Here is an 11,779-nt window from a genome sequence, read left to right as displayed (position 1 = left end):
TTAAAACCTAAAGGCGTAAAACTAAAAAAGGAAGACCGAAGTCTTCCTTTACTGATTTCTAACTTCTAATGAACTAAATAGTTAAGTAACTGAATAGGTCGTCAGATTAAGATTTTGGCTCTGATTTAGCGTCAAACTTGTCAGACCATGTTTTAAGAACGTCGGCACGTTCGCTGCCCATTCGAGCGAAGTCCATTTTTGCCATGTTCTTTTCTACATTAGGGAAGTTCTCTGCTTTGCCTGTCACATCTTTGTGACCAACAACTGGGTACATTTCGATGTAAAGCTCATTTGCCGCTTTAGAAATAGACCAATCGATAACACGTTGTGCTGCATCAGAAGGCTTAACAAGACCTACCGCTTCAGATTCCCAGCCGATGCCTTCAGGCGTAATCACTGAAAGTGGCGCGCCTTGAGTTTTCAGCTTAGCGCCACGGCTCGCCATAGAAATACCGATAGCGACTTCACCCATGCCCGCTTGAACACATGGCTTAGAGCCTGAGTGCGTGTAGTGAGCAATGTTTTGATCTAGCTTCTGCATGTAGTTCCAACCTTGGTCTTCACCCATGTTTTGTAGCCAAGCCGAAACCTGCATGTAGCCTGTACCAGAAGACGCTGGGTTTGGCATAGCAATATGGCCCTTGTAGATAGGCTTCGTTAGGTCATCCCAAGACTTAGGTGCCGGTAGGTTCAATTGCTTAGCCACTACTTCGTTAAAGCAAACTGCATTGAAGAATGCGTCATTGCCGTACCAAGCTTGAGTAGATTGCGGGTCGTTAAGGTTTACACGCAACGCTTCTACACCTTGAGGAGTGTAAGGCTTAAGAATGCCCTCTTCTTTAAGCAGTGCCATTGAAGAACCAGCAAGTCCCCAAACTACCTCTGCGCGAGGATTGTTTTTCTCAGCCAATAATTTTGCCGTCATGATCCCTGTTGAATCACGCACCCACTTGATGTTGATGTCTGGGTTTTCACTTTCAAATGCGTTCTTGTATTTCGCTAAAATGTCAGTTTCAAAAGCGGTGTAAACCGTCACTTCCTGTGCTGCATAAGCATTACCAGCTAGTAGAGTAACTAATGCTGCAAGTGATCCTTTCATAAAACGGTTTTTCATCATTTTCTCCAGTCAGGCCAACTCTAAAGTGAGAAGTTGCCAAAATTAAAAATTGCCAAAGTTAAAGTTGTTAAAGCTAGAAGCTCCATCTAGAGGCTTCTATATCCATAAATTCATTTAGGTTGTTAGAACACACCTTTATATTGGTATGTACCAGATTTCGAGTATTAAGCTAACTGGCTTTTATGACGATTAAATGAACAAAAAATGGCAATTTCAAGATCGGTAAATTTCTCAACACAAGTGACCAATCTTAATATGAAGCTTTTGTGAAAATAACGTTTGGACTATTTACGACCGTTTAAATTGGTTGTTAAAGTAACCGCAATCACTGGTATAGTCCAAAATTAAAATCACGAGAATTGAACATGAGAAACGAATATTTACTACTGACACCGGGTCCTCTATCTACTTCTGAAACCGTGCGCCAAGCGATGCTAAAAGATTGGTGTACTTGGGACGATGAATACAACAAAGACATTGTTGAAGTGATTCGTAGCAAGCTTGTGACTTTGGCAACTAAGCAGGCGGGATATACCAGCGTATTAATGCAAGGCAGCGGCACTGCTTCAGTTGAAGCAACAATCGGTAGCGTTATCTCTAACAGCGGTAAGCTTCTTGTGGTCGATAACGGAGCATATGGTGCTCGTATTGCTCAAATCGCAGAATATTTAAACATTCCATGCCATGTCGTTTCCCCAGGTGAAACATCACAGCCTGACTTGAACGAAATGGAAACGGCATTGGCCATGGATTCAGACATTACTCACGTTGCGATTGTCCACTGTGAAACCACCACTGGCATGCTGAATCCAATTGAAGAGATTGCCAAATTGGCAAAACAGCACAACAAAACCGTCATTCTAGATGCGATGTCGAGTTTTGGTGGCATCCCTATGGATATTGCTGACTTAGGTATCGATTACATGATCAGCTCGGCAAACAAATGCATTCAAGGTGTACCTGGATTCGGCTTTGTTATTGCGAAGCAATCGGAACTGGAAAAATGCAAAGGCCAAGCTCGTTCATTAAGCCTTGACCTGTTTGACCAATGGCACTGCATGGAAAGCAACAATGGTAAATGGCGCTTCACCTCTCCAACTCATACAGTGCGTGCTTTCTACCAAGCTCTACTTGAATTGGAGCAAGAAGGTGGCATCGAAGCTCGTCATAATCGCTACCAAACCAACCAAACCACATTGGTTGCAGGTATGCGCTCTCTTGGCTTTGAGCCACTGCTTAATGATGATCTTCATTCACCTATCATTACTTCTTTCTATTCTCCAACTCATAGCGATTACCAATTCAAGGAATTCTATGACCGTTTGAAAGAACAAGGTTTTGTGATTTACCCGGGTAAGGTTTCAAACGCAGACTGCTTCCGAATCGGTAACATCGGTGAAGTGTATCCGTCAGACATTGAAGCTCTCATTGGCGCAGTGAAAAACGCTATGTACTGGGACATCAAATAATGACAACGACCAATCAAGAGCCAGTTCTAAAGGCAACGTACTTTCGAAGCGAAGGCGATGTGAACACCACACCAGCACGCGAAAAATGGAACGAATCGCTAAACGATGATGCGACTCAAGCGATGTTAAAGCGCGACTCTGACGTGTTTCTTCATCAAGCCATGTCAACGCCTTGCCTAGACACACTTGAAGCAGCCGAAGGCATCTATATTCAAGATGCGACGGGCAAAAAGTACATGGACTTTCACGGTAACAATGTTCATCAACTTGGTTATGGCCACCCACACATTATTAATAAAGTGACTCAGCAAATGGCGTCGTTGCCATTTTCACCACGTCGCTTCACCAATGAAACTGCGGTTCAGTGTGCTGAGAAACTCACACAGATCTGCGGTGGTGATTTGAATCGTGTGTTGTTTGCTCCCGGTGGCACATCAGTGATCGGCATGGCGCTCAAACTAGCTCGCCATGTCACCAACAATTTCAAAGTAGTGTCATTGTGGGATTCATTCCATGGCGCGTCACTTGATGCGATTTCAGTGGGTGGCGAAGCGTGTTTCCGCGAAGGCATGGGGCCGTTAATGGCTGGCGTAGAACGTATTCCACCAGCGGTTTCCTATCGTGGTGCTTTCCCGCTCAATGACTCTTTTTCGCTTTGCGGGCAAAACTCCGGCGATGCGAACGAGACCGCACGTGATGTTCACTACGCCGATTACCTTGAGTATGTGATTGAAAAAGAAGGTGGCATTGGTGCCTTCATTGCAGAAGCGGTTCGTAACACAGACGTGCAAGTACCAAGCAAAGCTTACTGGAAGCGCATCCGTGAGATTTGTGATAAGCATAACGTCATGTTGATCATCGACGACATTCCAAACGGTATGGGTCGCAGTGGCGAATGGTTCACTCACCAAGCTTTTGATATCGAACCTGACATTCTTTGTATCGGTAAAGGTTTTGGCGGCGGCTTAGTTCCAATCGCAGCCATGATCACTAAAGACAAATACAACACGGCAGCGCAAGTATCTCTTGGTCACTACACCCACGAAAAAAGCCCAATTGGTTGCGCGGCAGCACTCGCCACCATGGAAGTGATTGAGCAAGAAAATTTACTTGAAAAAGTGCAAGAAGACAGCGCTTTTGTACGTGAACAACTGCTTCAAATGAAAGATAAGTACCCAGTCATTGGTGACGTTCGCGGCATCGGCCTGCTCTGGGGGGTGGAATTGGTCACCGACCATATCACCAAAACCCGAGCGTTCGATGAAGCAGAAGCCGTACTTTATCAATGTCTGAACGATGGCCTGAGCTTTAAGGTGTCACAAGGTAACGTGATTCAATTGAGCCCGCCATTGATCATCAGCCGCAGTGAACTAGAAGTCGCTCTGTCTATATTCGAAAATGCGATAGCAAAAGTCTGCAAAGATTTTGAATACCTTTAATTCATTATCTAAATCAACATTTAAACCAATAAGCTAAAACAATCATTCGTCCTTCCAATAACTTGAACTGGGAGTGACACAAAAATAGGACACTATTATGAACACGACATCACCTATCCAAGCGGTTATCTTTGACTGGGCAGGCACTATCGTTGATTTTGGATCATTTGCTCCAACCAGCATTTTCGTTGAAGCATTCAGACAAGGTTTCGACTTTGATATCGACTTAGCAGAAGCGCGTGAACCTATGGGTATCGGCAAATGGGACCACATCCAAGCGGTTGGTCGAATTCCAGCTGTCGACGCTCGTTGGAATGCTCAATTCGGACGCTCGATGACCAGTGAAGACGTTGATGCGATCTACTCGGCATTCATGCCTCTTCAGAAAGCAAAAGTAGCAGACCACGCAGCACCAATTTTAAACGCGATTGAAGTCGTGAATAACTTAAAAGAAAAGAACGTAAAAATCGGCTCTTGTTCTGGTTACCCACGAGAGGTGATGGACGTACTAATTCCAGCTGCAGCAGATTACGGTTATCTTCCTGACAACGTAGTTGCAACTGACGACTTACCGCAAGGCGGTCGCCCTGCTCCATTCATGGCACTTAAAAACGTCATTGACCTAGGTGTGACGAACGTCGCTGCGTGTGTGAAAGTGGATGACGCAGCACCGGGTATCGATGAAGGCCACAACGCAGGCATGTGGACAGTAGGCCTTGTACTATCAGGCAACGAAGCAGGCTTAACCTACCAAGAATATGTGGATGCCGACGAAGCGACACTTGCAGTTGCGCGAGAAAAAGCAAGCATTAAGCTAAACAAATCAAACCCGCACTACCTGATCGATACCATCGCCGACTTACCTAGAGTGATTGCAGATATCGAAAAGCGTTTGTTAGCCGGTGAGCGCCCGTAACAGCTAAAGCTCCGCTCCCCCCTACAACTCAGACTATGTAGCCAAATAATCCGTTCACACAAAAAGATGAAACCTCGTACCGCGTTAAAATGATACGAGGTTTCATTGTTTCCAACATTTAAGACAACAATTGATCAACAAAAAAGCTATAAATAGCGCCTTGAAAACTATGAATACCAACAATCCGATTGACTATCATACGCAATCAGACTAACAATATATTAGTAGTACTTTAAAAGCTCTACCTGAATCAACGCCTTGATTTACTTACGGTCGCAGTGTCTTAGCCAGTAAGTTATCGCTTTACAGGTCAGTTCAGATAACAATAAAAATTAATCCAAGGATAAGATTATGAAAAAACTTTCTAAAATCATGTGTGCTGTCGTCGCAGCTTCCGGCTTAGCGGCAGCTCCTTCTATTGCTGCAACCACTTATGTTGGTGCAAAAGTGGGCATGGGTTGGCTAGATAGTGCCTGTGTCGATGGCGTTAAATGCGAAGATGATTCTGTTGCGGGTGGCCTTTACGGTGGCTACAACTTTTCTGACAAGTTTGCTCTTGAACTGAGCGCAGACTACCTAGGAGACTACGATACAAGCTTTAATAGCACAGGAACTTTGAAGCAATATAGTGATTCAATCGTCGCTATCTCTCTGAGCCCTATGTATCGACTCGCTATCCAACAAAAATTTGATATCTTCTTCAAAGCCGGCCCAGCTTACATCATGCACGATGACGAAGATGACGTAGTATTGTCTCTTGGTATCGGTGCTGAAAAGCAATTCGCTGAAGACTGGGCACTGCGTGTTGAATATCAATACTTCGATGATTTCGATGATAAATTCGTGCAAGACTTAAACTCTAACCTTGTTACCGTTGGCCTTAGCTACAACTTTGGTACAGGTAACACAACGGCTTCAGCAGCAGCCGCTTCTGCAGCCGTTATAACACAGGCTCCTGCAGAGCCAATTGCCGAACCAGAAGTCATTGTTGTTGAAGAAGAAGTTGTGGTTACTAAAGCGAAAACTGAAAGCTTCTCTCAAGGTATGTTTGAGACAAACAGCACTGAATTATCTTCAGAAGGCAAATCTGCATTAATGCCATTAGTTGAAGTACTGCAAGCTCACCCTCAATCATCAGTTAATGTTGTTGGTCACACTGATTCAACAGGTGCGGCAGAGTACAACATGATGATCTCTAAGAAGCGTGCTGCTGCTGTAGCCGCATACATTGAAGAGCAAGGCATTGAAGCGGACCGCATTACAGCTTCAGGTGAAGGGGAAGAAAACCCTGTAGCATCAAACGCTACAGCTGAAGGTCGTGCGCAAAACCGTCGTGTTGACGCAACGATCCCAAGCTTCGAATACCAAGAAAAAGCGCAAATGGAAGAAGTTATCGTAGAAACTGCTGAATAATAGCACTCTACCTTAATTAAAATAATAAGGGCGGAGCACTTTCAAGTGCTCCGCCCTTTTCTTTATCAGGCTCTCCCCATATGCCATCAGCTATAAGTAGAAGCCGTAAAAATCAGTCTACTGCCAAGCTGTACAATCAGAGACTAGACTATTTCCCAGCTGTGGGTCATCTCTACACCAGCACCCAGCATTAAGCATACTGAACAGTATTTTTCTAATGAATCCGCACAGACCTTAGCAACCAACTCAGGATCAAGATTTTCACCCGACACTTCGAAGTGAATGTTAATCACAGTAAAGATTTTTGGCGCCGTTTCACGACGTGTGGTTTCAAGCTTTGCATTACAGCCCGTGATGTTTTGGCCTGCAGATTTCAAGCCATCAACCACATCAACAGAGCTACAACCGCCAGCAGCCATTAGCACCATTTCCATAGGGCTTGGCGCGGTAGCACCGCCACTGCCATCCATAACGACAGAGTGACCTGATTGAGATTGACCTAGGAATTTAAAGCCTTCGACCCATTTAACTTCTGCTTGCATGTTGTTCCTTAGATGTACGGAAACCGCCATCATTATCTATTATATCAATAATGGACACCCTACTACTGGCAGCATTTATGAGCAAGATTTTCTGTTTGAGATATTTTTTTTATGAATAGTGTAATTTTTTCCATCTAAACCCTGTCTCTATTCGTACATTCAAAATCGAATGAAAAGACGTCAAGATGAGGTATCTATGAATAAATTATCTAAAATATTGGTATCACTCGTGGTTGCGCTACCACTGATTTCGCTGTTTGTGAGCCAGACTGGCACTGCCAATACAATGGATAAAACGGCTAACTCAGGTAAGAGCGAAATAGCGACACTGGCTGGTGGTTGTTTTTGGTGTACAGAATCCGATCTGGAGAAGCTGACAGGAGTCTCGGATGTTGTCTCAGGATATTCTGGTGGCGAATTAGAGAATCCAACCTATAAACAAGTTTCATCAGGTAAGTCTGGTCACATCGAAGTGATCAACGTGACTTACAACCCTGATGTGGTTAGCTACGAACAGGTGCTTGACCAATTCTTCAGACACATCGACCCAACTGATGACAAAGGTTCATTCGTTGACAGAGGTCCACAATATCGACCTGCTGTTTTCTATCATAACCAGGATCAAAAAGACATCGCTCAGAACTTCATGATGGAAATAGACAAAGCTCAGATCTTTGGTGAGCCACTAAAAACAGAGCTGATTAAGTTTGAAAAATTCTGGCCAGCAGAAGAATACCATCAAGATTATTACAAGAAGAGTAAGGTTCGTTATAACTACTACCGCTACGCTTCTGGTCGTGATCAGTACCTAGATAAAATCTTCGGTGATGATAGAAAAGAAAATCCGAAAACGATCCGCCAAATCATCGATGACAAAAATGCGACAGCTAATGCTAAGACATACAGCAAGCCGTCTGATGCAGAGCTCAAAGCGTCTCTAACTTCACTGCAATACGATGTCACACAAGACGACGCAACAGAGCGCCCGTTTGACAACAAATACTGGGATAACAAGCAAGAAGGTATTTACGTTGATATCGTAACGGGTGAGCCTTTGTTCTCTTCAAAAGACAAATACAAATCAGGTACAGGTTGGCCAAGCTTTACACAGCCAATCAGCGAAGCTTATGTGGTAACAACTACTGACTACAAGCTACTTTACCCAAGAACAGAGGTTCGCAGTAAATTTGGTGACTCTCACCTAGGGCATGTATTTAAAGATGGTCCAAAGCCAACAGGTTTACGCTACTGCATGAATTCAGCCGCTATGCGCTTTATCCCAGCAGATAAATTGGCTGAGGAAGGCTACGAAGAATATGTAGAAATGTTCGAAGGCTAAAGCTTAAGTACTAAGAAATTAGTGCTACACCTATACCAACAAAGCCAGCATAACGCTGGCTTTGTTTTTCTAACACACTAACAAGAACTATAAATCCTAGCCTGTTAGCATTATTACCCCGTTAACATTATTAGCCCGTCAACACTGTATCTTCAGGGTATTTCAACAAGGAGGGTTCTGGACGAGCCAGCATGTACGCCAAAGTCAAAGGACCAATACGCCCGATGACCATAACGACAATCATGATGTATTTACCGGGCTCAGTGAGATTTGCAGTGAGTCCCGCTGTTAGACCGACGGTTGCAAAAGCAGAAATCACTTCAAACATCACGCGGTCAAACGCGGCTTGCTCAGTGAGCATTAACAAAAACATTGCGGTGGTTAACAGTGCTCCACTTACCACAATAATGGCCAATGACTTTGTTACAGCTTGCCAGGTCACAGTACGTTTAAACATCACTACATGCTTTTTCTGACGTAAGAATGTCCAAGTTGCTACAAAAGCGACCGCAAATGTCGAAACCTTAATACCACCACCAGTTGAAGTTGAACCAGCACCAATCAACATCAGTACTATCATCACCAACAATGCAGGCTGAGTGTACTGAGACAAATCCACACTATTAAAACCAGCAGTACGAGCACTCGCTGACTGGAAAAATGCCGCTAACCACTGACCTTGTGTCGATAACCCTCCCATGGTCGCGGAGTTATTCCTCTCCAACAACCAAAACATCACCGTACCAACCAACAACAGCGCTGGTGTCGCTGTTAACATAATCTTGGTATGTAAATGTAGGTGTCGAAAACCTTTACGCCAGTTACTCGATAAGTCGCCGACGACTGTAAAACCAAGTCCACCAAAAATAAACAAACCTGCTAATGTAAATATCACCAGTGGATCGTCAACAAAACTCATCATACTGTCTGAAAACAGCGCGAAGCCTGCATTATTGAATGCAGATATAGCGTGAAAGAGTGCATAAAAGCTTCCCGTTGCCCATCCCATTTCTGGAACCCAACGGAAACAGAGCAATACAAAACCGACAAACTCCGCCACCAACGCAAAGATAATGATCTTCTTAACTAATTTACGGAGATTAATCTTACGATCTTGTCCAAGTGCTTCTTTTGCCAATGCTTGTTGTTTAAGGCTTAATCGGACACCAAACATATAGAGCAGTACCGCAGACAGAGTCATCTGCCCTAACCCACCAACTTGCATCAAGAACATCAGTAAGATTTTACCTGCCAAGGTGAAATGCTGGCCAGTATCAACAACACCTAAACCTGTCACACTGATCGCTGACGTGGCAGTAAACAGTGAATCCGTAAAGCTTAGTCCTGTCACCGAGAACACAGGCAGCGTCAACAAGATTGCTGAGGGGATAAGAACACCTAAGAAGCTCGTAAGGATAATCTTAGGTTCAGAGCCTTTGCGTGGCTTCTTATCACTTTTAAGGGTGTAGAAAGCACCTTTTCGTTTTACCGAATTCATACTGTTACCTTACTTACCAATTACCAATTACCAATTGCGTAGCTTTCTAGATAAAGTCTCTTTCGGCCCAGCTATGATCACCACATCCCCAATTTCTAAACTCACATCCAGTTCTGGTGCTTTCGTTAAGTTCGGGCCTCGCTTAAAGCCAAGTACCTCAACACCATTTTCTTTACACAGCTTAAGGTCACCAAGTTTCTTACCCAACAAATTAGAACCAATAACGATTTCCGTCATCGCTAAGCCACTGCCAAGGTCGATAAACTCAAGAACGCGTCTATCCAACATTTTACGCGCGACACGAATACCCATATCTCGCTCCGGCATGATGATATAGTCAGCACCAATCTTAGAGAGGATCTTGCCGTGGAACTTATCATTCGCCTTAACCCAGACTGCCTTTGCACCTGACTCTTTAACGACCAAGGTCGTTAGAATACTGGAATTAACATCAGAGCCAATCGACACCATCACCATGTCGTATTCATCGAGCCTTAACTCTTTAACTGTCTCTTCGCTTGTACAGTTCGCAACAATCGCTTGAGAAACAAAAGCCGCCGCATCTTTCACTCGCTCTTCATCAATATCAACGGCGAGTACCTGTGAGCCTGAACTTTGTAGCTCTTTACAGACTGAGAGACCAAAACGTCCCAAGCCAATAACTGCATATTGTTTGTCACTCATTTATTACTCCACTTACAAAGCTATGTAGCATCGAAAACAAATAATGAAATTGTCTTCATACAAAAAAACGACTATATATCCATATAGAGATACAATTGTCAGCTAATCGCTTGATTTATAAAGGTAGAGAACAAAAGTGATTTCTGCTAATTTCTAACCCACTATTTCTGCGGCAGTACACACAATGAATGAATTCATAACCCAAGTACAAACCTACATTAACCAGAGCCATAGTGATTGGGCAAACAGCGTCCTATTCATCACTATTGCGAGCTTTCTCGCTTGGGTCGCTTGGCGAATTATCCATAATCGCTTAGAAATTCTGGTTCAGAAAACCCCATTCCACTGGGATGACCTACTGCTAGAGGCGCTAAAAACACCTGTCAGTACATTACTCTGGTGTTGGCCTGCAACTGTCTCTGTGGGGTTAATCCTTCAAGACCAGTTTGGTAATGAAATTAATTGGTTAAAAACACTTAAGCACATATTAATTATCTGTACCTTCGTTTGGTTTACCTTGCGAATGATCACCAACACTGAAGCGTACGTCTTAGAACAAAAAACCAGAGACGAAACCACAGTACAAGCTATCGCTAAAGTCGCTCGCTTGTTCTTTATGGTGATGGGCGGCCTGACCATCATGCAGGCATTTGGTCTGAGCCTATCTGGCTTACTCACCTTCGGTGGTGTGGGTGGCTTAATCGTCGGTTTGGCAGCAAAGGATCTACTGTCGAATTTCTTTGGCGGCATGATGATTTACTTCGACCGTCCTTTTAAAGTCGGTGATTGGATACGCTCACCAGACCGCCAAATCGAAGGTACAGTCGAACGCATTGGTTGGCGCATGACCATCATTCGCACTTTTGATAAGCGACCTTTATACGTGCCAAATTCGGTATTCAGTAACATTGTGGTGGAGAACCCATCAAGAATGTTGAACCGCAGAATCAATGAAACCTTCGGTCTTCGTTATCAAGATGCAGACAAGCTAGCTCTAATTGTTGATGAAGTTAGATCCATGCTCGAAACACACCCTGACATTGATGCAAAACAGACGCTGATCGTTAACTTTGATAAGTTTGGTCCATCAACCCTTAATTTCTTTATCTACACCTTCACCAAAACGGTTAACTGGGTGAGATACCACGAAGTTAAGCAAGATGTCCTGCTGCAAGTGTTGGCGATTATTCATAAGCACAATGCTGATATCGCCTTCCCAACACAAACGCTCAAGATCGATCCTCAAGATTTTGGCGAAGCTCAAGGTATGGTCATTTCCAACTCAGAAGGTCATTAAGAAGCACATCTATATTGCTTATCGTTTATAGCTTGTCGTCAAGTCGATGGGTTATCGATAAGTAA

Annotated in this window: 10 protein-coding genes; 6 read left to right on the top strand and 4 right to left on the bottom strand. The window is 43.8% G+C overall.

The window, feature by feature from the left end; genetic code table 11:
* Positions 1–106: 106 nt before the first annotated feature.
* Positions 107–1,117, bottom strand: a complete 1,011-nt coding sequence (locus AB4513_RS16665; protein WP_032555077.1) for a putative 2-aminoethylphosphonate ABC transporter substrate-binding protein — start codon at positions 1,115–1,117, stop codon at positions 107–109.
* Positions 1,118–1,482: 365 nt separating this feature from the next.
* Between AB4513_RS16665 and phnW the strand changes: the two genes are divergently transcribed.
* The 4 genes from phnW to AB4513_RS16645 all read left to right on the top strand — a co-directional run bounded on the left by phnW (position 1,483) and on the right by AB4513_RS16645 (position 6,354).
* Entirely contained in the window at positions 1,483–2,586 is a 1,104-nt protein-coding gene (gene phnW, locus AB4513_RS16660) for a 2-aminoethylphosphonate--pyruvate transaminase (RefSeq protein WP_009845633.1), read from the top strand.
* On the top strand, positions 2,586–4,025 hold the full coding sequence (locus AB4513_RS16655; protein ID WP_009845634.1) for an aspartate aminotransferase family protein: 1,440 nt from the start codon (positions 2,586–2,588) through the stop codon (positions 4,023–4,025). The genes phnW and AB4513_RS16655 overlap by 1 nt, the downstream gene beginning before the upstream one ends.
* Positions 4,026–4,122: 97 nt before the next feature.
* Positions 4,123–4,941: a phosphonoacetaldehyde hydrolase gene (gene phnX, locus AB4513_RS16650; RefSeq protein WP_009845635.1), complete on the top strand. Its 819-nt coding sequence runs from the start codon at positions 4,123–4,125 to the stop codon at positions 4,939–4,941.
* A 351-nt stretch (positions 4,942–5,292) separates the two neighbouring features.
* On the top strand, positions 5,293–6,354 hold the full coding sequence (locus AB4513_RS16645) for an OmpA family protein (RefSeq protein WP_009845636.1): 1,062 nt from the start codon (positions 5,293–5,295) through the stop codon (positions 6,352–6,354).
* Between the two features lie 143 nt (positions 6,355–6,497).
* Here AB4513_RS16645 and AB4513_RS16640 read toward each other — a convergent pair whose 3' ends face one another.
* Positions 6,498–6,896 (bottom strand): OsmC family protein, encoded by a 399-nt coding sequence (locus tag AB4513_RS16640; protein ID WP_009845637.1) that lies wholly within the window; start codon positions 6,894–6,896, stop codon positions 6,498–6,500.
* Between the two features lie 196 nt (positions 6,897–7,092).
* Between AB4513_RS16640 and msrB the strand changes: the two genes are divergently transcribed.
* Entirely contained in the window at positions 7,093–8,235 is a 1,143-nt protein-coding gene (gene msrB / locus AB4513_RS16635) for a peptide-methionine (R)-S-oxide reductase MsrB (protein WP_009845638.1), read from the top strand.
* 130 nt (positions 8,236–8,365) lie between these two features.
* Here the strand turns inward: msrB and AB4513_RS16630 are convergent, their stop codons facing one another.
* Both AB4513_RS16630 and AB4513_RS16625 read right to left on the bottom strand, forming a co-directional pair.
* Complete coding sequence (locus tag AB4513_RS16630) at positions 8,366–9,733, bottom strand: TrkH family potassium uptake protein (RefSeq protein ID WP_009845639.1); 1,368 nt, start codon at positions 9,731–9,733, stop codon at positions 8,366–8,368.
* Between the two features lie 27 nt (positions 9,734–9,760).
* Positions 9,761–10,417, bottom strand: a complete 657-nt coding sequence (locus AB4513_RS16625) for a TrkA family potassium uptake protein (protein WP_009845640.1) — start codon at positions 10,415–10,417, stop codon at positions 9,761–9,763.
* A 184-nt stretch (positions 10,418–10,601) separates the two neighbouring features.
* Here AB4513_RS16625 and AB4513_RS16620 point away from each other — a divergent pair, with 184 nt between their 5' ends.
* The gene (locus tag AB4513_RS16620) at positions 10,602–11,714 is read left to right on the top strand and encodes a mechanosensitive ion channel family protein (protein ID WP_009845641.1); all 1,113 of its coding nucleotides are present in this window, start codon (positions 10,602–10,604) and stop codon (positions 11,712–11,714) included.
* Positions 11,715–11,779: the final 65 nt, after the last annotated feature.

The sequence above is a fragment of the Vibrio sp. 10N.222.54.E6 genome (assembly GCF_041473955.1).
In the GTDB taxonomy this organism is placed as follows: domain Bacteria; phylum Pseudomonadota; class Gammaproteobacteria; order Enterobacterales; family Vibrionaceae; genus Vibrio; species Vibrio tasmaniensis_A.
Note: the sequence above shows the minus strand (reverse complement) of the source record. Positions and strands in the feature narration are given on the sequence as shown.